This is a genomic window from Vibrio sp. PNB23_22_6 (assembly GCF_052877535.1).
The window spans coordinates 130,910-153,377 of the sequence record NZ_JBNFXP010000006.1; the positions used below are offsets into that span (position 1 = coordinate 130,910).

Annotated in this window: 20 protein-coding genes; 12 read left to right on the forward strand and 8 right to left on the reverse strand. The window is 43.8% G+C overall.

Annotated features, from left to right (window positions below; translation table 11 throughout):
- Positions 1-69: 69 nt before the first annotated feature.
- Both ACVA54_RS07360 and luxQ read left to right on the forward strand, forming a co-directional pair.
- Positions 70-1,167, forward strand: coding sequence for an autoinducer 2-binding periplasmic protein LuxP (locus tag ACVA54_RS07360; protein ID WP_099079063.1), 1,098 nt, complete (start codon positions 70-72; stop codon positions 1,165-1,167).
- Positions 1,167-3,746: a quorum-sensing autoinducer 2 sensor kinase/phosphatase LuxQ gene (gene luxQ / locus ACVA54_RS07365; protein ID WP_446649496.1), complete on the forward strand. Its 2,580-nt coding sequence runs from the start codon at positions 1,167-1,169 to the stop codon at positions 3,744-3,746. The genes ACVA54_RS07360 and luxQ overlap by 1 nt, the downstream gene beginning before the upstream one ends.
- A 651-nt stretch (positions 3,747-4,397) precedes the next feature.
- Here luxQ and ACVA54_RS07370 read toward each other — a convergent pair.
- Positions 4,398-4,946: an ATPase gene (locus ACVA54_RS07370; protein WP_099079101.1), complete on the reverse strand. Its 549-nt coding sequence runs from the start codon at positions 4,944-4,946 to the stop codon at positions 4,398-4,400.
- An 89-nt stretch (positions 4,947-5,035) separates the two neighbouring features.
- Here ACVA54_RS07370 and ACVA54_RS07375 point away from each other — a divergent pair, with 89 nt between their 5' ends.
- The 8 genes from ACVA54_RS07375 to phaC all read left to right on the forward strand — a co-directional run bounded on the left by ACVA54_RS07375 (position 5,036) and on the right by phaC (position 14,798).
- Positions 5,036-5,707, forward strand: a complete 672-nt coding sequence (locus tag ACVA54_RS07375; RefSeq protein ID WP_446579400.1) for an SH3 domain-containing protein — start codon at positions 5,036-5,038, stop codon at positions 5,705-5,707.
- A 162-nt stretch (positions 5,708-5,869) separates the two neighbouring features.
- Positions 5,870-6,349 carry a hypothetical protein gene (locus ACVA54_RS07380; RefSeq protein WP_446579401.1) on the forward strand — a complete coding sequence of 160 codons (480 nt, stop codon included), beginning with the start codon at positions 5,870-5,872 and terminating at the stop codon, positions 6,347-6,349.
- A 166-nt stretch (positions 6,350-6,515) separates the two neighbouring features.
- Complete coding sequence (gene secD, locus ACVA54_RS07385; RefSeq protein ID WP_446579402.1) at positions 6,516-8,354, forward strand: protein translocase subunit SecD; 1,839 nt, start codon at positions 6,516-6,518, stop codon at positions 8,352-8,354.
- Between the two features lie 2 nt (positions 8,355-8,356).
- Positions 8,357-9,259 carry a protein translocase subunit SecF gene (secF, locus tag ACVA54_RS07390; RefSeq protein ID WP_119464401.1) on the forward strand — a complete coding sequence of 301 codons (903 nt, stop codon included), beginning with the start codon at positions 8,357-8,359 and terminating at the stop codon, positions 9,257-9,259.
- Positions 9,260-10,603: 1,344 nt separating this feature from the next.
- On the forward strand, positions 10,604-11,344 hold the full coding sequence (locus tag ACVA54_RS07395; protein WP_119464402.1) for an SDR family oxidoreductase: 741 nt from the start codon (positions 10,604-10,606) through the stop codon (positions 11,342-11,344).
- A gap of 12 nt (positions 11,345-11,356) precedes the next feature.
- A complete protein-coding gene (locus ACVA54_RS07400) occupies positions 11,357-12,565 on the forward strand; it encodes an acetyl-CoA C-acetyltransferase (protein ID WP_099079100.1) in 1,209 nt (402 codons plus the stop codon).
- 44 nt (positions 12,566-12,609) lie between these two features.
- A complete protein-coding gene (locus ACVA54_RS07405; RefSeq protein WP_099079055.1) occupies positions 12,610-12,957 on the forward strand; it encodes a phasin family protein in 348 nt (115 codons plus the stop codon).
- A 65-nt stretch (positions 12,958-13,022) separates the two neighbouring features.
- A complete protein-coding gene (phaC, locus tag ACVA54_RS07410; protein WP_099079054.1) occupies positions 13,023-14,798 on the forward strand; it encodes a class I poly(R)-hydroxyalkanoic acid synthase in 1,776 nt (591 codons plus the stop codon).
- A 153-nt stretch (positions 14,799-14,951) separates the two neighbouring features.
- Here the strand turns inward: phaC and ACVA54_RS07415 are convergent, their stop codons facing one another.
- From ACVA54_RS07415 to napF, 6 genes are all read right to left on the reverse strand, one after another.
- Positions 14,952-15,086, reverse strand: a complete 135-nt coding sequence (locus ACVA54_RS07415) for a TIGR02808 family protein (protein WP_009841022.1) — start codon at positions 15,084-15,086, stop codon at positions 14,952-14,954.
- A 15-nt stretch (positions 15,087-15,101) separates the two neighbouring features.
- Positions 15,102-15,680: a NapC/NirT family cytochrome c gene (locus ACVA54_RS07420; RefSeq protein ID WP_099079053.1), complete on the reverse strand. Its 579-nt coding sequence runs from the start codon at positions 15,678-15,680 to the stop codon at positions 15,102-15,104.
- 28 nt (positions 15,681-15,708) lie between these two features.
- Positions 15,709-16,164: a nitrate reductase cytochrome c-type subunit gene (locus ACVA54_RS07425; RefSeq protein WP_099079099.1), complete on the reverse strand. Its 456-nt coding sequence runs from the start codon at positions 16,162-16,164 to the stop codon at positions 15,709-15,711.
- A gap of 76 nt (positions 16,165-16,240) precedes the next feature.
- A complete protein-coding gene (gene napA, locus ACVA54_RS07430) occupies positions 16,241-18,730 on the reverse strand; it encodes a periplasmic nitrate reductase subunit alpha (protein ID WP_099079052.1) in 2,490 nt (829 codons plus the stop codon).
- A complete protein-coding gene (locus ACVA54_RS07435) occupies positions 18,727-19,035 on the reverse strand; it encodes a chaperone NapD (protein ID WP_099079051.1) in 309 nt (102 codons plus the stop codon). Before ACVA54_RS07435 ends, napA begins: the two co-directional genes overlap by 4 nt.
- A 44-nt stretch (positions 19,036-19,079) precedes the next feature.
- Positions 19,080-19,565 carry a ferredoxin-type protein NapF gene (gene napF / locus ACVA54_RS07440; protein WP_099079050.1) on the reverse strand — a complete coding sequence of 162 codons (486 nt, stop codon included), beginning with the start codon at positions 19,563-19,565 and terminating at the stop codon, positions 19,080-19,082.
- Positions 19,566-19,811: 246 nt separating this feature from the next.
- On the opposite strand from napF, the gene narQ reads away from it, so the two are divergent.
- Together narQ and ACVA54_RS07450 are read left to right on the forward strand one after the other, a co-directional pair.
- On the forward strand, positions 19,812-21,548 hold the full coding sequence (narQ, locus tag ACVA54_RS07445) for a nitrate/nitrite two-component system sensor histidine kinase NarQ (protein ID WP_119464405.1): 1,737 nt from the start codon (positions 19,812-19,814) through the stop codon (positions 21,546-21,548).
- Positions 21,535-22,167 (forward strand): response regulator, encoded by a 633-nt coding sequence (locus ACVA54_RS07450; RefSeq protein WP_446642074.1) that lies wholly within the window; start codon positions 21,535-21,537, stop codon positions 22,165-22,167. Before narQ ends, ACVA54_RS07450 begins: the two co-directional genes overlap by 14 nt.
- Positions 22,168-22,229: 62 nt before the next feature.
- Here ACVA54_RS07450 and ACVA54_RS07455 read toward each other — a convergent pair whose 3' ends face one another.
- Complete coding sequence (locus ACVA54_RS07455; RefSeq protein WP_099079047.1) at positions 22,230-22,403, reverse strand: RNA helicase; 174 nt, start codon at positions 22,401-22,403, stop codon at positions 22,230-22,232.
- Positions 22,404-22,468: the final 65 nt, after the last annotated feature.

Consider the following 22,468-nt stretch of genomic DNA (forward strand, 5'->3'; position numbering starts at 1 on the left):
TAATAGAGTAAGGATGACTCGGTTAGGTTATAAAATAGAGACGCTCAATAAAAGCGAAAAGAGCAATAGATGAAAAAAGCGTTATTATTCTCCCTTATTTCGATGGTTGGCATTTCTCCGATGTCACATGCCACTCAAGTGCTGAATGGTTATTGGACATATAAAGAGTTCTTAGAGGAATTCCCTGAACAACAACAACTCACGATGGCATTGTCTGAAGCAGTACGAGAGCGTCCGGTTCACGTAACGGCAAATCAAGCTCGACCACTAAAAATCTCCGTTGTCTATCCAGGTCAGCAGGTTTCTGACTATTGGGTCAGAAATATTAAGGCGTTTGAAAAACGTTTAGATAAGCTGAATATCAGCTATCAAATTAATCAGGTATTTACCCGTCCTAATGCCGACATCAAGCAGCAAAGCTTATCACTGATGGAAGCGCTAGAAAGTAAATCTGATTATTTGATATTTACGCTAGATACCACAAGGCATCGCAAATTTGTGGAGCACGTCTTGGACGCCAAAAAGACCAAGTTGATTCTACAAAATATAACCACCCCTGTGAGAGCGTGGGAGAATCATCAGCCATTCTTGTATGTCGGGTTTGATCATGCCGAAGGCAGCCGTAAGTTAGCCACAGAATTTGGTAAGCACTTCCCTAAGAAGAGTCATTACAGTGTTCTCTATTTTTCTGAAGGTTATATAAGTGATGTAAGAGGCGATACTTTTATCCACCAAGTTAATCGCGACAATGGCTTTGAGCTACAATCCGCGTATTACACCAAGGCAACAAAGCAGTCTGGTTATGATGCAGCAAAGGCAAGCGTAGAAAAATACCCAGATGTTGAGTTCATTTATGCATGCTCAACCGACGTCGCATTAGGAGCTGTAGAAGCTCTCGCAGACCTAGGACGAGATGACATTGTTATCAACGGGTGGGGAGGCGGATCTGCGGAGTTAGATGCAATCCAAAAAGGGGAGTTAGATATCACCGTTATGCGTATGAACGATGATACAGGCATCGCGATGGCGGAGGCCATTAAGTGGGATCTGGAAGGAAAAGCCGTACCAACCATTTACTCCGGTGACTTTGAAATTGTGACCAAAAATGATTCGCCAGAGCGAATTGACACCCTCAAAAAACGTGCCTTTAGATATTCAGATAATTGATGACGACTACATCAAACACAAAAAAGCGTCGCTCACTCGCGACGCTTATTACCAGAATTATTATCCTCGTTCTTGTTCCGATTATTCTCGGGATTTTTATTCAGAGTTACTACTTTTCTAAACAGATTATCTGGCAAGAAGTGGATAGGACCAAGCAGCAAACCTCTGCTTTGATTCGCAATATTTTTGATAGCCACTTTGCTGCCATTCAAATTCATCACGATAGCAACTCAAAAAGTGAAGTTATCCGTGACTTCTATGTGAAACGTAATAATCAAGATGCACTCAACTATTTTTTTCTGAGCATCGATCAAAATGACCCAGCACATACACCAGAATTTCGTTTTTTAGCCGATCACAAAGGCATCATTTGGGATGATGGCAACGCTCACTTCTATGGTGTGAATGATCGCATCTTGGATAACTTAGCCAGCAAAGTAACCTTCAGCGATAATTGGTATAACATTAATGTACAGACCACTATTGGTTCCAAACATATATTGATTCGACGAGTGCCAGTGCTTATGCCAAAAACGGGTGAAGTACTGGGCTTTTCTTATAATGCAGTGGTACTGGATAACAATTTTGCCTTGATGGAGAAACTGAAGAGCGAAAGCAATGTAGACAATGTGCTTCTGATTGCCAACGATGCTATGTTGGCACATTCGTTGAGTGGCGATGAACATTATGATGTGGCTGAGGTTGTGGCGCGCAGAGGTTCACAGAATAAACTTGGTCAGTTGTTGATAACGGAAACGCCAATTAAAGTGAATGCGGCGACTACTGAGTTGCGCCTTGTATCAGTACAAGACAATCAAGGTGTCGTCACGTTGCAAATCCAACATATACTGGCAATGCTCGCTTCTGTTGTTGGGATGATCATGATGGCATTGCTCATTAAGGAATGGATTGGGAGCAGAGTGTCAGAGCAGTTGGAATCACTCATGTCTTATACTCGCTCTGCTAAGGAAGAGAAGGGGTTTGAACGTTTTGATGGTTCCGATATTGAAGAGTTCGATCACATCGGTTCAACGCTAGAAAGCACCTTTGAAGAGCTTGAAGCGCAGAAAAAGTCTTTCCGAGATCTGTTTAACTTTGCGCTATCGCCCATTATGGTGTGGTCAGAGGGAGGGGTTCTGATACAAATCAATCCCGCAGCACGTAAAGAGTTGGCGATTGAAAGTGCACATGAATCCATGCCGATCGTTTTTCAGAGTTTTAAAGATAAACTTAGACCTCACCTGAGCATGGCGGCTCAAGGCGCGACCCTGACTGGGGTAAATGTTCCTATTGGCGACAAAATTTATCGTTGGAACCTCTCTCCAATCGGTGTTGATGGTGATATCAGTGGCATCATTGTTCAGGGACAAGATATTACAACGCTTATTGAGGCTGAAAAGCAGAGTAATCTGGCGCGGCAAGAAGCGGAGAAGTCGGCTCAAGCGCGTGCGGACTTTCTTGCTAAAATGAGCCATGAAATACGAACGCCGATTAATGGCATATTAGGTGTTGCTCAACTGCTGAAGGATACATTAAGCACCCAAGAGCAGAAAAAACAAATAGATGTACTCTGCCATAGCGGTGAACATCTTCTTGGGGTTCTGAATGATATTTTGGATTTCTCTAAGATTGAGCAAGGGAAATTTAACATTCATAAGCACTCGTTCACCTTTGCTGACACAATATCTACGCTAGAGAATATTTACCGACCGATTTGTGCTAATAAAGGTGTGAATTTAAAGATTCAAAATAAGCTCGAACCTAATGCTAAGATTTTTACCGATCAAGTTCGTTTAAACCAGATCCTATTTAATTTAGTCAGCAACGCGGTCAAATTTACTCCTTTTGGCGAGATTTGTTTACGGGCCGAGCTTGAGCAGTTTTACGGGGCAACGGACAGTGTCTTGGTGATCGAGATTACAGATACAGGCATTGGTATTGAGTCTAACAAGCTTGAACAAGTGTTTGAGCCTTTTGTTCAGGAAGAAGCAACCACAACTCGTAAGTATGGAGGCAGTGGTCTGGGTTTGACGATTGTGAAAAATCTGGTGGATATACTAGAAGGTGACGTACAAGTTCGTAGTCGTAAAGGCGATGGCACGACGTTTATCGTAACTCTACCAGTGAAAATGCACCAATGTTCGCTTTACGCCAATGATGTTAACAATCGAGTGCTGCCGGGGGAACTGTTTGATGAAAGTTTAAAAGTATTGTTGGTAGAAGATAACCATACCAATGCCTTTATTCTTCAAGCGTTTTGTAAAAAATATAGGATGCAGGTCGATTGGGCGAAAGATGGTTTGGAAGCGATGGAGTGCCTGAAGGAGGTCTGTTACGATTTGATCTTAATGGATAATCAGCTTCCCCATATTGGTGGGATTGATACGACGTATGAGATCCGCCAACACTTGAAGTTAGGTACGCCAATTTATGCTTGCACCGCAGATACTGCAAAAGAGACCAGTGATGCGTTTATGGCGGCGGGTGCGAATTATGTGCTGCTTAAGCCGATTAAAGAAAAAGTACTTCATGAGGCGTTTGTTGACTTTAAACTTCGATTTATGGTTGAACGAACCTAAAGTGAAAAAGGTGGCATTGATGCCTGTCTCTTATACACAAATCCCTAAGCCACGGCTTGGGGATTTTTTGAACTCATTTTATGTTTCATGATCTGATCATCTAAGCAATGACAAGGATGATTATGATGATCTATATAGAGCCAACCCTTTGGGAACAAAAACAATTCGGTCAAACCCACCTCAATGACCCAAGACGAAAAAAGCGGAGCCAGTTTCCTGATTCCGCTTTGTAAACTTTTTAAGCCTTATGGGTGTTTGTATTTCGATATTTCACAGTTCCCTGTGCGTCTATCTACCTTAAATGAGAATGCTGATGAATGGTACTCTCGACCATCACACCAGATTGTTTCTCCAAAGATTTTGCATAAGTCCAAATCACTGATAGAACCGAACTCTTTAACGTGCCTAACGACTGACAGAAATTTGGCGTTAGTAGCATTAGGACATCCCTTGTTACTTAATCGATTGATAACCATGTTTGTAGCATCATCTCCAGCCAAATATGACTTTTTATTAAATTTTGTTAATGAGCAAAGTATCCAAAAACTGTTCGAAAGTAAAGTATTATTGTGACCAATATCTCTATTATTGGTTTTTTTGATTACTATTTATGCAGTAATGAGAAAGGGAACAATCCCAGTGTTAACAGGCTCAATGAGTTATATTTTGAGTCTGTTTTAAGGTCTCGACCTCTTGATCGTATAAGCCAGCCAATCCTGCGTATTGTAAAGCAAGTTGCGTATAATCTTCAGCGAGAAGGTTTGCGTTTTCTCGATACCACTCCGCACTGATTTGGTTGGCGGTTGCTCCTGATTGTTGACACAGAGCAGCGAGCTTTTGCCATCCATTTGCCGTCCATTTAGACTCCTTGCTGAGCTTTTTAAGTTTCTCTGCTTTACTCCGTAGTTCATCTCTATATTGAATGGAAGCCTGCAACTGGCCGCGGAAAATGTTTTGATTGGCTTTGGACTGCCAGAGTAGGGTGAGTTCTTCGAGGGAAAAGGTCTGGGATAACAGCTTACGTTGCTTGTGCTCATTTAACAGCGTATTGTAAATCGTAACGTATTGATTGTAGTTGGACTCTAACTGGTTGAATTGGGTAAGATTGTCATTCCATGAATTGTGGTCACACTGAACTGCTGCATGCACCGAGAGTGGAAGCAACAGTATTATTAATATCCATTTTGGCTCAATCATCATAGGTTTCGTAGCAGTCCATTCGTTTTGCATGAGTATAGCTGTTTACGACAAAAATAGTGTTAGTTCAATTGCATAAGGATCAAAAGAACATGAAAAAGGTGCTGATCGTATTCGCTATTTTGTTTTTGTTGGGCGGTATTGGTGCCGGGTGCTATTTCGTCTTTATGAAAGAAGAGCAACAAACAACGCAAAATGTGGAAGAACCTTCTGTTACGCCACCGAAAATGAACGACAAAGTACAACCTATCATGGATTTAGAGTCCCGAGTCTCAGAAGTTACGGAATATTATGTGACTGAGCGTCGAGTCAATGTCTATAACCAACCAAATCTTCAAGCGCTCGTCATTGACTCCCTGTACAAAGGGGAAAAAGTCGCAGTGTTAGAAAAAGAAAATGGCTGGTTCCGTCTGTCAGATTATATCCTGTATGAAGAAGGGGGAGAAGAGACTGCGGAGTGGGTAGATTCCAAGGGGTTATCAGATTCAGAACCTGTCATTAAAGAGCAAGAGCGGTTAGAGATTTTGGATGCTTACTTGCAAAAATCTGACGATTTGAAAGCGCATTTAGATGTGTTTCGCAACAAAACTCAGCAACTGTTGGATGATCAGGCTTGCGTCCCAAGTGATTTTGAAGAGTTGGGTGGCTGGGTGCGTTCGGTGACTTACAAGCAGGGTAACATTTATTTTATTTACTGTGGCGGCCTTGAACAAGAGAACAAAATTTACCTAGATGTGGATACAGGCAAAATATTCTCTCGATGAATACGAGGCTCTTTCATGTTGCGGGGCTGAAGCATCAGATCTGGCCGGAACGAAGACAGCTATAGAGATTTAGAACTTTTTAGTTGTGGATAATAACCAATGGGAATACTATCAAAGGGCTGAGTCAAACAATTTGGCTCGTTGTGTTTTAAGCGAGATCCCATGTCTTGGTTTTACGTTAGAAAACTGTTTTTGCTGCTACTTGCAATGGCTTTGTTGCCAGTGCAAGCCTCTGCTGTGCAAAAAGAACAGAAAACTCACGTACTTCACTTATCAAAATTACAGCCCTTCACGACGAGTGACTCTACATCCAGTCCTTCCATCGATTTTTCTGAACTGACGGAAGAAACCGCACCGTCACCTGTTTCTGAAGGACACGCAAGCCAAGACTCACTTGCCATATTTAACTCTCAACGCTGGATATCGCATCTGCGTGAGAACATCGATGACGAACATGTTGATTCGGTCACCGATTTTACAGCTCCTTTCTATGCTGATGCCGGTTATTCTTATCGCTTAATGGACATCAGCTGGCGTCAAAACCAGTCAATTTTTCATCATTTCGTTAATGATCATCGCATTGCGGGTTGGAAAGAAACCAATGCAATGTACGTCGCTCTCAATAGCCAGTTTTCCATTTAAACGCCATCAATCTGCACGCTTCGTGCGTTCTTAACATGACAATCTTTTTTGCAGGGCCTTGACTGCCCTGGGTATTCCGTACCTGAATGTGTTCAGGTGGGTGTGTTGTCGTGTCTTGAATTTAACTAATTGAGTCTTCGCTGAGCAGCGAAGGGATGATGTTTACATGAAGAAAACACCAAAACCACAAAAGACAACAAAAGTGCTGAATCATTACTCAGCATGGAAATACGTCGTCCTTGTTACGACCATCATTATTTTAACGCTAAGTGCAATCCCCACTTGGTTTGGTGAGCAACCATCGATTCAGGTGACGTTTGCGGACCGAAACAACAGTGCGATGTCGGTCGTTCAACTCGATCAACTTCTAAAAAAGCACAACATTCCCGTGTCTAAGATCATTGAGAAAGACGGGAAAACAACCATGGTTTTTGATGGGGAAGATGCACAAAGTAAAGCACGTGCTCTGCTCAATGAAGAATTAGACAAGGGTGACAGCATTACATTTTCATACGTATCGGTCGCACCAGATTGGCTAAACGAAATGGGCTTTAGTCCAATCAAACTCGGTCTAGATCTTCGCGGTGGCGTCCAATTTTTACTTAATGTTGATGTAAATAAGGCCTTTGAAGAGCAACGTGATGCGTTGATCGATGAGATCAAAGCGAACCTACGTGAACAGCGTATCCGTGGTGTGCAGGTACGTGCTGAGTCTGGCAACCATATTGCGGTTAACAGCGATAATGATGATGCTTTGAAAGCGGCTAGCCAATTCATTCGTCAAAATTACCTAGGTTGGCAAATGACGAGCTCAGATCGCGGTTTTGACCTTCAACCTAGTGAGCAGAGTATTCAAGAATTTGAAACCACGACCTTGCAACAAAACGTGAAGATCATGCGTGGTCGTATTGAAGAGCTAGGCATTACGGAAGCCATGGTTCAGCGCCAAGGTAAAGATAGTATACGTATTGAGCTTCCTGGCGTTCAAGATCCTGCACAAGCGAAAAATGTTATTGGTGCAACCGCAAGTTTAGCGTTTTACGAAGTAAAAGATGCGAGTCAAGCTCGCAGTAACCAAGACTTAGTGTTGCAAGATAATGATGACAGAACCGTGATACTGGCCAAGCGTCCATTACTGACGGGTGAGCACATTGTTGATGCGCGTGCTGGTATCGACCAAATGGGCATGTCAGAAGTGAACATCTCTCTAGACCACGCGGGTGGCAAAAAGATGAGTGACTTCTCTGCAACGCATATTGGTAAGCTTATGGCGACAGTATATCGTGAGTACAAAACCAATGACCGCGGTATGACTGAACGTAGTGAGCGCGTGATCAGTGTTGCAACGATTCAATCTCAACTAGGTAGCCAATTCCGTATCACCGGAGCGGGTAGTATGGATGAAGCACAGCAACTTGCATTGTTGCTTCGTGCAGGTTCATTGACTGCGCCAGTTACTATCGTTGAAGAACGTACTATCGGGGCTTCTCTAGGGACCGAAAATATTCAAAATGGTTTTGCAGCGTTGGCGTTAGGTATGGGCCTAACACTTACATTCATGGCGCTTTGGTACCGCCGTTTGGGCTGGGTTGCAAACGTTGCACTGTGTGCAAATATGCTTTGTTTGCTTGGTCTAATCGCGCTACTTCCTGGTGCTGTTTTGACACTTCCTGGTATCGCTGGCTTGGTGCTAACGGTGGGTATGGCGGTAGATACCAACGTAATCATATTTGAACGTATTAAAGACAAGATGCGAGAAGGCCGAAGTTTCGCTCAGGCGATTGACTTAGGTTTTGATAGTGCATTTGTAACCATCCTAGATGCCAACATCACAACCATGATCACTGCAGTGATTTTGTACGCCATCGGTAATGGTCCAATCCAAGGCTTTGCATTAACGCTAGGTTTGGGGCTGATGACCAGTATGTTTACTGGCGTATTCGCTTCTCGTGCAATGATCAATCTAGTTTGGGGCCGTGACGGCCGTCGTGATGTGAGGGTTTAATCATGGTTGAAATGCTAAAACAAAATATTCGTAAACTTCGTTATTTCACTACGGTCATTTCAGTCGCTCTGACGATCGTTTCTTTACTTGCTCTTGGGATGAAAGGGCTACATTTAGGTCTAGATTTCACTGGTGGTATGGTTACCGAAGTGAAAGTCGATAAACAATTAACCAATCCTGACCTGCTCGAAGCATTGCAGCCTAAGTTGGGGGAATCGGCATCGGTAACCCGCTCGGGTGAAGATGGTCGCTGGGTGATTCGTTACTCAGTCCCGGCAGAGGGGCAAACGTTACCAAGCGTGGCAGAGACACTTAAGCCGATCTCACACCAAGTGGAAGTGGTAAGTAACAGTATTGTTGGTGCACAAGTAGGCCAAGATTTGTTTGAACAAGGCGGTTTAGCATTGTTGGTGTCAGTCCTGACCATTCTTGGTTACTTATGTTTCCGGTTCGAATGGCGACTAGCGAGTGGTTCACTGTTCGCATTAGCGCACGATGTGATTTTAGTGTTGGGCTTTTTCGCTATCACGCAAATGGAATTTAACCTTACAGTGTTTGCCGCGATTCTGGCGATTCTCGGTTACTCACTGAACGATTCCATCATCATCGCCGACCGAATCCGTGAATTGCTGGTTGCGAAGCAAAATTGGAAAATTGAGCAGATTAACGATGAAGCTGTTTTGGCGACGTTCTCTCGTACCATGGTGACATCGGGTACTACGTTGATCACTGTTGGTGCACTATGGATTATGGGAGGATCAGCTTTGGCTGGTTTCTCTACGGCAATGTTTATTGGTGTACTGTCTGGAACATGGTCATCTATCTCTATTGGTACGGTTTTGCCAGAATGGTTGAAGCTCGAACCAAGACACTACTTACCAGTCGAGATAGACGCTACGCCATAAGGTTGAGTATTTAAGGTAAAAAAAGTGCAAGCGCCACTCGTTTCGAGTGGCGCTTTTTTATTGTGCACCGAGCATGTTTATTGTGCACCGAGCATGGTGTCAACCTAGGAGGTGAAAGTCCTCTAAGTATCTTGTCGAGCAGGTAGCGTTAGCCGATGCAAGGGTGTCCATCGTGAAGTGGAATCTGAAGGAAGCAAATGGCAAAACATAGCTTTGGCGGACAAAAATCAGATAAGTAAGCATAATCAGCTTGGGTAACCTAGCAACAGATAGAATCGCCCAAAGTCTCGAACAGAAGTGTGATTATGTAAATCAGGTAGAGCGATGGGAAAGGGTGGCATCTTACCTCGGGAGATCTTATCACTTGTCCTTGTGACTAGGCTAGCAGTGATGCTGGATGAAGATTGAGAAGAAGTCAGCAGAGGGCATAGTACCTACGAAGTAGGGAAGGCCTGAACCAAGGTTTAAGGAAACAGTTAGCAGATTCTCAGTGTTTACGGAGTCTCTGTAAAGAATAGGAATCCTACAGCTACGTTAGAAATGGCGGTGAAGTCTGAAACGGAACTGTTACTAACGAAGAGAGACAAGCCACAATGGAGTTGAAGCTAAATAGTGAACTTAAGTTAGCAAAAGTTAGCCCACCTTGGAACGGCCGTATGCGACCCACGCTAGTACGGTAGTGTGAGAGGACGGAGGCGGTGAGGCCTCCGCCTACTTGATTGAGTAAATGTTATTCATAACGGTAGACCAACACGATAATAAATATTTGTATTTGTTACATATTAGTGCGTAATGCACCAAATATAGGCAGGCAATAAATGTTTAATGTATTCATATAATATAGTACAAATGATATATGCGTCTGTTATGTTTGAGGCTACAAATGTAATTACCTAGGATGTTTATCGGTAGTTTAATATAAATATAGTTTATTTGACCGTTTTAAATTATGGGTAAATAATTTAGTTAGAGTATTTACACAAATAAATAATAGTAAGAACTCAAGTCACCAGTTGATGTAACGAATGATTTTTTATTCATAAGCGTCTGAATTTAAAGGTTTATTATTGCATTTGAAGGGGGCCATTTTAAATTTAATCTAATTAGAAACAACGGGTTGGATGTAATTAACATTTCTGTAATATTTCATTGCGAATGAGATCTACATCAATTTTATGCAAAGTGATTAGAGTTTTAATTGATATGTAATATTTTTTGGTTAATTTAAAGCGAAGGGCTGCAAAGGAATTGTTGCCGATAGAATAAAAAACACGTTAGTTGGTAAATTATTTACCTCTGTCCTACTTAGATTAATTATTAATGCTGCAAAGAATGGGGTCTACAATGAAAAAAGTGGCTTTGATCACTGGATCAAAAGGCGGAATTGGTTCTGCTATTACTTCTCAATTAGTCAATGATGGTTTCCGCGTAATTGCAACTTACTCAACTGGAAACTACGAGTCGGCTTCCGAATGGTTTAATGAAAAAGGGTTTGATAAAGATCAAGTACGCCTTTTTGAGTTAGACGTGACGAACACAATCGAATGTTCTGATAAGTTGGTACAGTTACTTCAGGAAGAAGGAACGATTGATGTTGTCATTAACAACGCAGGTATCACTCGAGATGGCGTCTTCAAAAAAATGACCGCTCAAGCGTGGAACGACGTTATCAACACCAACTTAAACAGTTTGTTCAATGTTACTCAACCGGTATTTGCTGCAATGTGCGAGAAAGGCAGTGGTCGTATCATCAATATCTCTTCTGTGAATGGTCTGAAAGGACAGTTCGGACAAGTAAACTACTCAGCAGCGAAAGCTGGCATGATTGGTTTTTCAAAGGCGCTTGCTTATGAAGGTGCGCGTTCCGGCGTTACGGTAAACGTTATTGCACCGGGTTATACCGGCACACCGATGGTCGAGAAAATGAAGCCTGAAGTCTTGGAGTCTATCACCAATCAGATCCCAATGGGGCGTTTGGCTTCGCCGGAAGAAATTGCCGCATCAGTGAGCTTTTTAGTAAGTGACGCAGGCGCGTACATCACCGGCGAAACATTGTCGGTGAATGGCGGCCTATATATGCACTAAGGAGTATCGATGATGGAAAAAGTATTTATTGTTGCTGCGAAACGTACCCCAATTGGTGCATTTGGTGGAAGTTTAAAAAATACCTCAGCAGGTAATCTTGCTGCGGTCGCGATTAAAGGCGCACTTGAGGCTGCCTCACTTTCTGCCGATAAGGTCGATGAAGTGATTGTCGGCAATGTGATTGCCGCTGGCCAAGGCATGGGGGTTGGGCGTCAAGCGGCACTCTATGCAGGTATTCCAGAAACAGTTCCAGCTTATGGCGTGAATATGGTTTGCGGCAGTGGTATGAAAACCGTCATGGATGGCGTTTCTCATATTCGCAGTGGCGATGCAGAAGTCGTTGTAGCTGCAGGCGTTGAGGTGATGTCACAAATCCCATTCATTGTGCCTAGCGTTGTGCGCGATGGTAACAAAATGGGCAACATGGAATTGAAAGACCTTCTTATCGCTGATGGTTTGACGGACGTTTACAACCAATATCACATGGGTGTGACAGCGGAAAACGTAGCAAAAGAAGTCGGTTTATCTCGCCAACAGCAAGATGAGTACGCATTAGCGAGTCAGCAAAAAGCCGTAGCAGCGATTGAAGCAGGCAAATTCAAAGACGAAATTGTACCAGTAGAAGTCACGCAACGTCGCGAAACCGTCGTATTTGATACAGATGAATACCCAAAAGCGAATGCAACGCTAGAAGGTCTGAGTAAGTTGCGCCCTGCGTTTGACCGAGAAGGTACGGTGACAGCAGGGAACGCTTCTGGCATTAACGACGGTGCAAGTGCCATCATTCTAGCATCAGAAAGCGCGGTTCAAGCGCACGGTTTGACACCGATTGCTGAGGTGGTGAGCTACGCTCAATCGGGTTTAGATCCGAAGATTATGGGTCTTGGTCCTGTGGAATCAGTGAATAAGGCGCTGCAAAAAGCTGAGCTGAAAACCAGCGATATCGATGTTTATGAATTGAATGAAGCTTTTGCTGCACAAGCGCTAGGTGTAATTCATAAACTGGCAGAAACTAACCAAGTACCAGTGAGCTCAATTCAAGATAAGGCCAACTTTAATGGTGGTGCTATCGCATTGGGTCACCCACTCGGTGCGTCGGGTAACCGTATTCTGGTTACGCTAGTACACGAACTTCACAAACAAGACGGTCAGTACGGTGTTGCTTCACTTTGTGTGGGCGGCGGTATGGGCACGGCTGTGGTTGTAAAAGCCGTTAAATAGTTATTAAAACGGAAATTTTTAATTCTTTCTTTAGGAGATAAACCATGTACACTGATTTCTTCAAAACTTTTAGTGATCAAACTGAAAAAACGTTTGAACCATACCTGAAGTTCAACAAGCTAGTGACTAAGAACGTTGAAGTTCTGACTGAACTTCAACTGAACGCTATTCGTACTTACAGCGAAGTGGGCTTAAATCAAATGAAATCGGCATCTGAAATCAAAGATGTGACTTCTCTTACCGCATTCAACAGCCAGCAGCTAGCTGTTCTGACTAAGCTTTCTCAGCAAATGATGGATGATAGCAATAAGCTGCAGTCGATCGCAAAAGAGTTCAAAGAAGACGTTGAAAAAATGACTTCGGAAAACCTAAAGACTGTTACTCCTGCGTAATTTGTCAGATTTTCGCCGCCCGTTTTCTGGGCGGCGTTGTTTTTTCCGAGTATAGGAGTAAGACTATGTTTCAACACTTCTTTTCGGACTATCTTGTTAAGCTTCAGGAAACCAATCAACAGTGGTGGCATGATCTCGAACTCAACAAGGCAGCCGTGAACTCTCCTTTGAATAAGGCCATGCAAGAAGTGAATCTTGAAGATACTGCCAAACTCTTCGAGCAAGTGGCGAATCAACCAGCTAAGCTTTTGAACTTGCAAGCGCAATGGTGGGAGCAACAGTTACAGATTTGGCAAAATGTTGCTTTGATTGGTAACCAGAATCAAATTATTGAGGCAGAAAAGGGCGACAAGCGTTTTTCTAATGAAGCTTGGCAAAACGAAGCGATGTATAGCTTCATCAAGCAATCTTATCTTTTATTTAGCAAAACCTATTTAGATACCGTTGAATCGTTAGACGGTTTAGATGAAAAAACAAAAGAACGTATCATTTTCTTTTCTCGTCAGGCGATCAACGCACTGTCTCCTTCGAACTTTATCGCAACCAATCCCGAACTACTTAAGCTTACGCTAGAGCAAAATGGCGAAAACCTTTTAACTGGTTTAGAGCAGTTAAAAGAGGATTTCGAATCGAGTGCGGACATTTTGAAAGTTCGGATGACGAATAATAACGCTTTTCGCCTAGGGGACGATGTTGCGACTACAAAAGGAGACGTGGTATTTAAGAATGATTTATTTGAATTGATTCAGTACCGTCCATTGACGGAGAAGGTCAACGCTACGCCGCTTCTTATCGTACCACCTTTCATTAACAAATATTATATTCTCGATTTGACCGAGAAGAACTCGATGGTGCGTTGGTTGCTTGAGCAGGGGCACAGTGTCTTTATGATGTCATGGCGCAACCCTGGTAAAGCTCAAGCGAATGTTGAGTTTGGAGATTACGTCACCGACGGCGTAGTTAAAGCGGTTGCCGCGATTGAAGACATCACAGGACAAGAGCAAATTAATGCGGCTGGCTATTGTATTGGTGGTACAGTGCTTGCCAGTACTGTGGCGTATTATGCTGCCAAGCGTATGAAAAAGCGCATCAAATCAGCGACCTTCTTTACCACGTTGTTGGATTTCTCTCAGCCGGGTGAAGTCGGTGCTTACATTAACGACACCATTATCAGTGCGGTCGAGGCACAGAATAACGCAAAGGGATACATGGATGGTCGTTCATTGAGTGTGACGTTCAGTCTGCTACGTGAAAACAGTTTGTATTGGAATTACTACGTAGATAATTATCTAAAAGGTAATAGCCCAGTAGATTTCGATTTATTGTATTGGAATAGTGACAGCACCAACGTAAGTGCGGCTTCACACAACTTCCTGCTTCGAGAGCTTTACCTTGAGAATAAGCTCGTTCAAGATAAAGGGGTGAAGATTGGTGGTGTATGGATTGATTTGAATAAGATCAAAATTCCTAGCTATTTTATATCTACGAAAGAAGATCATATTGCGCTTTGGCAGGGTACCTATCGCGGTGCGCTGAATACAGGTGGCAACAAGACATTCGTGCTTGGTCAATCAGGCCATATTGCGGGCATTGTAAACCCTCCAGCAAAGAATAAATATGGCTATTGGCTGAACGATAACCTTGATGATTCTGCAGATGAATGGTTCAGCAACGCAGACTACAAAGAAGGATCTTGGTGGACGCATTGGCATGAATGGCTATTGACATTCAACACGAAAGAGCAAGTTGAGCCTTTCTCTATCGGTTCTGAAAACCACCCTTTGATTGGCCCTGCACCGGGTGAGTACGTTAAGCAGACGCTGCCATTAGAAGGCGCGTAGACAGTTCCCTATAGCAGTAAGTTATTGCGGTCTTTTACGGCCGCTTTTTTATTAGTGGAAGGTATGGAGTTGGTGCTATTAACAAAAACGCCAAGTGGATGCTTGGCGTTTTTCGTCAACAAAATGGGCAAAAAGTTGACTGGTAGAGGCGGTTTAGACCTCTTTATCCTTACCTAGTGAGAGTAGCCATAGAGAGATTGCTGCTACTCCGATAAAGCCGGAAAGAATAATGACTGGCATTGCGCTGTATCCAAGGAAGTGCCAGATAAAGGATTCAAGATTACTCATTGTCTGTATTTCTCCTTATTGCCAGCCTTCAACGCCGTGCATGTCAGGCAGTTTGTGTGCGATACCTTTATGACAATCTACACAAGTTTTGTCGCCTGAAGCCAAAGCGGTTGAGTGTTGGGCCGCAGCACGTTTACCTTGCTGTGAGTAGTCCATGTAATCGAACTGGTGACAGTTACGACATTCCAGAGAATCGTTCTGCTTCATACGCACCCATTCACGTTCTGCTAGGTGTGCACGACGAGCTTGGAATTTCTCCGGCGTATCGATAGTCTTCGTTACGAAGTGTGCAAACAGCTCTTTAGACGCTTGAACTTTACGAACGATCTTATCGGTCCATTCGTGTGGTACGTGACAGTCTGAACAGATTGCACGAACACCAGAGCGGTTCGAGTAGTGAATCGTTTCTTGAATTTCAGCGACAATAGGAGCGTGACAGCCAGAACAAAATTCTTCTGTGTTGGTCGCTTCCATACCCGTGTTGAATGCGCCCCAAAACAGAAGACCACCAGCGAAGCCTAGGAATAAAACTACACCAGCGGCAGCTTTACTTGGGCTCGACAGTCTCTTCCAAAACGCTTTAAGTATTTTCATAAGTAACCTCTTAGTATTCGCGTTTCAATTATTGAAGCGAATCGACTGCCTTAAACTCGTTTTCCACTAGTGGGGTAGCACTGGTTTGTGGAACGTGACATTGCAAACAGAAGTAGCGACGTGGAGACATGTCTGCCAATACTGCGTCTTCTCGGTTAACGTAGTGCGTTACACTGATTTTGGTCGCGCCTGCGTCTTTAGCGTTTTTCCAGCTGTGACAGGCTAGACATTTGTTTGCGTTCAAAGACACTTCGTAGTTACGGATGCTGTGTGGGATCAGTGGCGGCTGATATACATAGCTGTCTGCAACGATTTGGTCTTTTGGAAAGTCTTTGAAATCATCTGCAGGACGAGTGTCTTCAAGTTGCGTGCTGCCACGTAGCGAGTCTAGACCGCCTGTGCCACCTGGATTATCCAGCTCTGCTTGTGCAACGCCTGTCAATAAAGCACCTACAGATAAAAGTGCGATAAGGTATTTTTTCATCATTTCATCTCCGCCTTATGGCTTAAATTCTTTTTAGGCCGCCGAGTAGACGGCCCTTGCATTCGTTGTTTGACGGTTAAGCAATTTTCGTGATTTTGACTGGACACTTCTTAAAGTCTGTCTGTTTAGACAGAGGGTCAGTCGCATCAAGAATCAACTTGTTAATCAAAATACGAGCATCAAAGAACGGTACGAATACCAAGCCTTCAGGTGGACGGTTACGGCCGCGAGTTTCAACGCGAACGCGAACTTCACCACGTTTGTTTGTAATCAGAACTTCTTCACCACGACGTACGTTACGTTTCTTCGCATCAGCAGGATGCATGTAAACCAACGCGTCAGGTACCGCTTTGTATAGTTCTGGTACACGACGAGTCATAGTACCTGTGTGCCAATGCTCAAGAACTCGGCCAGTACATAGCCATAGGTCAAACTCTTCGTTTGGTACTTCTGGTGGCGCTTCGTATGGTGCAGAAATGATCTTCGCTTTACCATCGGCATTGCCGTAGAAGTCCCAACCTGACCCTGCTTTCGCATATGGGTCAGATCCTTCTTTAAAGCGCCATTGTGTTTCTTTTCCATCAACAACTGGCCAGCGCAGACCACGTACAGTGTGGTAAACATCGTATGGTGCCAAATCGTGACCGTGACCACGACCAAACGTCGCGTACTCTTCGAACAGGCCTTTCTGTACGTAGTAGCCGAAGTGGTGAGCATCATCGTTCATCTCACGTGCTTCTTCTATAGGGAATTTGTCGACTTGACCGTTTTTGAACAGCATGTCGTACATAGTCTTACCGCGGTACTCAGGTGCTTTTGCAAGTAGCTCTTCTGGCCACACGTCTTCCATCTTGAAGCGTTTCGAGAATTCCATTACCTGCCATAGATCAGATTTGGCATCACCGATGGTCTCAACTTGTTGGTACCAAGCTTGAGTACGACGCTCTGCGTTACCGTAAGCACCTTCTTTCTCGATCCACATTGCGGTAGGAAGAACAAGGTCAGCTGCTTGCGCGGTTGCTGTTGGGTATGGGTCAGAAACAACGATGAAGTTGTCAGGGTTACGGTAACCTGGAAGACGTTCAGAGTTAATGTTTGGACCCGCTTGCATATTGTTGTTACATTGAACCCAGTAACAGTTCAGCACGCCATCATGCAGCATACGGTCTTGCAGTACTGCGTGGAAACCCGGTTTCGGTGGGATGGTACCTTCTGGTAGTTTCCAGATGTCTTCTGCGATCTTACGGTGTTTAGGGTTAGCAACCACCATGTCTGCTGGTAGACGGTGAGCAAACGTACCAACCTCACGAGCCGTACCACACGCTGATGGCTGACCAGTTAGTGAGAATGGGCTGTTACCCGGAGTCGCAATCTTACCGGTTAGTAGGTGGATGTTGTAAACCAAGTTGTTCATCCATACACCGCGAGTATGTTGGTTCATACCCATCGTCCATAGCGACATCACTTTCGTGTTTGGATCCGCGTATTGCTTCGCAAGCTCGATTAGCTTCTCTTTTTCAACGCCAGAGATTTCAGATGCTTTCTCCACTGTGTATGGCGCAACTGACTTTTTGTATTCTTCGAATGAGATAGGAGTCAGCTTGCCAGAGTTCGGGTTCTTCGCTGCTTTTTGCAGCGGATCGTCGTCACGCAGGCCGTAACCGATGTCTGTATCTGCTTGAGTAAAGTTGGTGTGCTTGTTCACGAAATCCCAGTTCACGGCATCGTTTTCGATGATGTAGTTCGCGATGAAGTTGGCAATCGCAAGGTCAGACTGAGGGGTGAAAATGTAGCCGTGATCTGCCAACTCAAATGAACGATGGTAATAAGTAGAAAGCACATTTACTTTTACGTGAGGATGGCTTAGACGGCGGTCAGTAATGCGAGTCCAAAGCACTGGGTGCATTTCTGCCATGTTTGAACCCCAAAGAACGAAAGAATCTGCGTTCTCGAAGTCATCGTAACAACCCATTGGTTCATCAATACCAAATGCGCGCATGAAGCCCACGACAGCCGATGCCATACAGTGGCGTGCATTCGGGTCGATGTTATTAGAGCGGAAGCCCGCTTTCATCATTTTAGCGGCCGCGTAACCTTCCATTACTGTCCATTGGCCTGAACCAAACATACCAATGCTTGTTGGACCTTTCGTTTCTAGTGATGCTTTCCATTTTTCAGCCATGATGTCGAAAGCGGTATCCCAAGATACAGGCGCGAAGTCGCCGTCTTTGCTGTATTTGCCATCTTTCATACGTAGAAGAGGCTGAGTCAGACGGTCTTGACCGTACATGATCTTAGAAAGGAAGTAACCTTTGATACAGTTAAGGCCTTTGTTTACTGGTGCTTCAGGGTCACCCTGAGTCGCGACCACTTTGCCGTTTTGTGTACCAACAAGAACAGAACAGCCAGTACCACAGAAACGACAAGGCGCTTTGTCCCATGTGATTTTGGTTTGATCAGAGCTTGCAATCAGATTGGTTGCAGAAGCCGGTAGTGTAATACCTGCGACAGCAGCAGCTGATGCAGCTGCGTTTGCTTTTACAAACGCACGTCTTGTCATTTTCATACTTCACCCTCGATTTGGGAATGTTGTGTTCCAGTGTCTTTTTCTTCCGTTTCTTCAAACCCAGTTTCGATTTGGTGATAAACCAGTACTGTGCTCAAAACATCCGGTAAATTATTAATCGCATCGATAGTGTCGGTAATGAAACCTTGGTTCTCGGTTTCTAGCACCACCACGATTTTGCCCTCAGGGCTGTCACCATAAATTTCGGCATTGTCGAACGTTTCGATTTGCGTTTTTATGGCCTCTAAATGTTGAGGGGCGACATGAACCACGATGCTTGAAATGTGCACTTCGTTTAGTGCCATAGTTATCTCTCGCTTTTTGTTGCCTAATTTTGTCCTCTTGGGCATTAGGCGGTTATATTGCTCACATTGATGGCTGACGTAGGGCACACAGAAACACATGCGCCACATCCGTTACATTCATCAAGGTCTAATTTCGGTTGTGCCACCTTGCCCAGTTCTAATTTGAACTTGATTACCATTGACTCACACACGTCACCGCAGCTACGGCACTCGACATTTTGCTTCGCTAAGCAGCTATCTGTAATAGCGGCTTTTGCTAGCCAAGGCTGCTCAGCTTCGGTTAGAAATAGCTTCTCTGGACAGGCATCAACACATTGGTAACAAAAAGTGCATTCATTAATCGCAAAATCGACCGCAGGAAATCCACCGTCGTTTTTAGTGATGATTCTTGTTTCACAAGCTTCAATGCATTTTCCGCAGCGGGTGCAGTCATCCGTAAATTGTGTTGGATTGGCTAACCAAGGAAGGCGTACAGAGTTATCCTGCTGTATTTTCTTTGCAAAGAGTCTTCTTTTCGAAAGGTCTACCACTAAGTTACCTCAACAATTGAAACCCAAATTAAGCATAATCATTTACTTTGTTAATAAACTTTCATTTAAGGACATGAAATTGTAGTTTTTGACATATTTGCATAAATACCTCTAAGGGGTTAATTAGGAGGTAATGTTGTTTTGGATCAATAAATTCAACCGCAGGTGATCACATATTGATAAAGTTAAAAGATAATGCGTGTTGTGAATACGGATGCAAGGTTATCAAATAGGCGGAGTGTCGAGTTGTTTAAAAATGTGAAAAAGTCAGTAACGCGCACAATTGCATCTGCGATGATGCTGATTTTGCTTTTATCTGTTGCAACGACGGGGTTCGCGATTGTTACGTTGGCGTCAAGCTTAAACGATGCTGAAGCCGTAAATGTTGCTGGTTCTATGCGCATGCAGAGTTATCGTTTGGCGCATGATATTCAGAGTGAATCTGTAGACTATGCATCACACATTAACTTATTTGAAGGCTCGATTTATTCGCCTTCGATGCGTGCTCTTCAACATTGGTCTGTACCAAAAGACATCACTAAAGACTATTACCGCCTTATTCTTCGCTGGCATGAGCTAAAGTTGGTATTAGAGAGCCAAGATCGGGCTCAGTATTTGGTGTTAGTTGCGGGGTTTGTGCAGCAAATTGATGAGTTTGTATTTAAGTTACAAAACTACTCAGAACAAAAGTTGATTAACTTAGCGTGGATTGGTGGGCTAGGCCTAGGCGGCATTCTATGTCTAAGTTTGTTTGTTGTGCATTTTGTTCGAATAGAAGTCGTAAGGCCATTACGAGCGTTGGTGTTTGCGAGTGAACAAATTAAGAACCGTTCGTTTGAAGTGACACTTAATGTCTCTAGCGATAATGAGATGGGTATATTAACGCGTACTTTTAATCGTATGGCGATGGACTTAGGTAAGCTGTATCGGGGCTTAGAGCAAGCGGTGGATGAAAAAACACGCAAACTGCAACATGCGAACCAATCGCTGCAAGTGCTGTATGACTCCTCGCAGCAACTAACGGCATCACGTATCAGCCAAGAGAACTTCCAAGCGATTTTGCAACACATTGCCAGCCTAGAAGGCATTCGTGCCGTTATGCTCGAAATCGACCAAATTGGAGAGTCAAATTGGATCTTGACTGAAGGAGAGCAATGCCACTACGGGTGTGATAGTGAATGCCATAGGAAAACACTCACTTTGGATGGAGAGCATTTAGGCTATCTACATTGGAAAGCGGGCTTACCTTGCCCTAATGAAGCACTAATCGATAACTTTGTGCAGATCTTATCTCGTGCGGTATATTACAACCGTGCACAGCGGCAAGCCGAACAACTGTTATTGATGGAAGAGCGTGCGACCATTGCTCGTGAACTGCATGATTCATTGGCACAAGCTTTGTCTTATTTGAAAATCCAGGTAACACTCCTAAAGCGTAATGTAAAGAGTATCCCGGATGAGCGAGCGATAGAACAAACGAATCAAGTCATTACTGAGCTTGATACGGGGCTATCGGCCGCATATACCCAGTTACGCGAACTGTTGACGACTTTCCGCCTAACCATCAAAGAAGGCAGCTTTGGTCAGGCTCTGCAAGAGATGGTTTCTACCTTAGAGGAGCAGACACCGGCTGAAATCTTGCTAAAGAATGAGTTATCTTCGACAGCATTAGATGCACATCAGCAGGTGCACCTATTGCTGTTGGTCAGGGAAGCGACAATTAATGCGATCAAGCATGCCCAAGCAAGATATATTGAAATCCAATGCCTTGAATCTGATGGAAAGATCACTGTGACGGTCACCGATGATGGTATAGGCTTTGAGCAGCAAGACGAAAAATTAAATCATTACGGTATGAGTATTATGCAAGAACGTGCGACAAGGTTGCATGGTAAACTCAGCATCGATGCATCGAAAAATCATGGTTGTATCGTAAGACTAGAATTCCAACATAGTAAGGAAGTAAACATTGGCAATGTGTAAAGTAATGCTGGTGGATGATCACCCACTGATGCGACGTGGTATTCATCAGCTTTTGAGTTTTGAGCCAGAGTTTGAAGTTATTGCAGAGGCCAGTAATGGCGCCGATGCGGTCGCTAAAGCGCATGAGCTCAAGCTGGATTTAATACTTCTTGATCTTAACATGAAAGGCATGTCAGGGTTGGATACGCTAAAAGCGCTACGTGCAGATGGCTGTGAAGCACTAATCGTAATCTTGACCGTCTCTGATAGCCCAACGGATATTGAGGCGATCGTACGCAGCGGTGCAGATGGTTATCTGTTAAAAGACACAGAGCCAGATGAACTTGTTACTTTGTTAAAGCAAGCACATGAAGGCGATAAGACGTACAGTCAAGCGGTAGCGAAGTATCTAAGTGAACGTTCTGAGCAAGAAGATGTATTTGATTCACTGACCGATCGTGAAACTCAAATCCTACAAGAGGTTGCGCGTGGCTTCCGCAATAAACAAATCGCTGACCGTTTGTTCATTTCTGAATCGACAGTCAAAGTACACATGAAAAGTTTGCTCAAGAAGCTCCAAGTGCCATCTCGTACAGCAGCAACAGTCCTGTATTTAGAACGATTTGGTGAAACCAAATAATTTGTTAGCGTTCGCAATAATATCTTTAGGTATTAAAAGAACCGCCAAGCATTGGCGGCTTTTTATTTGTCTGGGCGAATGGAATACAAATCATTGTTGTGTTTTCCGCACTCTAAATAGTAATGGAGTGCCGCTTTTTTATCTTGAGCGACCACTTTCATACTGTGCATTCTCCCCTGTTCAAAGTAGAGGATTTCGTACTCTACGCTCGTATCAAGTTGCTCTGCAGCAGACATGCTACGTCTCCTTAACCAATATTTATTTTATCACGCAAAATTAGTGCCATTTATCACATGGCATT

What these genes read in the sequence shown, in the direction of transcription:
- ACVA54_RS07380 (WP_446579401.1), top strand. Translation starts at nt 5,870, where the DNA reads ATGTCTTGGTTTTACGTTAGAAAACTGTTTTTGCTGCTACTTGCAATG.
- luxQ (WP_446649496.1), top strand. Translation starts at nt 1,167, where the DNA reads ATGACGACTACATCAAACACAAAAAAGCGTCGCTCACTCGCGACGCTT.
- ACVA54_RS07395 (WP_119464402.1), top strand. Translation starts at nt 10,604, where the DNA reads ATGAAAAAAGTGGCTTTGATCACTGGATCAAAAGGCGGAATTGGTTCT.
- ACVA54_RS07415 (WP_009841022.1), bottom strand. Translation starts at nt 15,086, where the DNA reads ATGAGTAATCTTGAATCCTTTATCTGGCACTTCCTTGGATACAGCGCA.
- secD (WP_446579402.1), top strand. Translation starts at nt 6,516, where the DNA reads ATGAAGAAAACACCAAAACCACAAAAGACAACAAAAGTGCTGAATCAT.
- ACVA54_RS07400 (WP_099079100.1), top strand. Translation starts at nt 11,357, where the DNA reads ATGGAAAAAGTATTTATTGTTGCTGCGAAACGTACCCCAATTGGTGCA.
- napA (WP_099079052.1), bottom strand. Translation starts at nt 18,730, where the DNA reads ATGAAAATGACAAGACGTGCGTTTGTAAAAGCAAACGCAGCTGCATCA.
- ACVA54_RS07360 (WP_099079063.1), top strand. Translation starts at nt 70, where the DNA reads ATGAAAAAAGCGTTATTATTCTCCCTTATTTCGATGGTTGGCATTTCT.
- ACVA54_RS07435 (WP_099079051.1), bottom strand. Translation starts at nt 19,035, where the DNA reads ATGGCACTAAACGAAGTGCACATTTCAAGCATCGTGGTTCATGTCGCC.
- ACVA54_RS07425 (WP_099079099.1), bottom strand. Translation starts at nt 16,164, where the DNA reads ATGAAAAAATACCTTATCGCACTTTTATCTGTAGGTGCTTTATTGACA.
- phaC (WP_099079054.1), top strand. Translation starts at nt 13,023, where the DNA reads ATGTTTCAACACTTCTTTTCGGACTATCTTGTTAAGCTTCAGGAAACC.
- ACVA54_RS07375 (WP_446579400.1), top strand. Translation starts at nt 5,036, where the DNA reads ATGAAAAAGGTGCTGATCGTATTCGCTATTTTGTTTTTGTTGGGCGGT.
- secF (WP_119464401.1), top strand. Translation starts at nt 8,357, where the DNA reads ATGGTTGAAATGCTAAAACAAAATATTCGTAAACTTCGTTATTTCACT.
- ACVA54_RS07420 (WP_099079053.1), bottom strand. Translation starts at nt 15,680, where the DNA reads ATGAAAATACTTAAAGCGTTTTGGAAGAGACTGTCGAGCCCAAGTAAA.
- ACVA54_RS07455 (WP_099079047.1), bottom strand. Translation starts at nt 22,403, where the DNA reads ATGTCTGCTGCAGAGCAACTTGATACGAGCGTAGAGTACGAAATCCTC.
- ACVA54_RS07370 (WP_099079101.1), bottom strand. Translation starts at nt 4,946, where the DNA reads ATGATGATTGAGCCAAAATGGATATTAATAATACTGTTGCTTCCACTC.
- ACVA54_RS07405 (WP_099079055.1), top strand. Translation starts at nt 12,610, where the DNA reads ATGTACACTGATTTCTTCAAAACTTTTAGTGATCAAACTGAAAAAACG.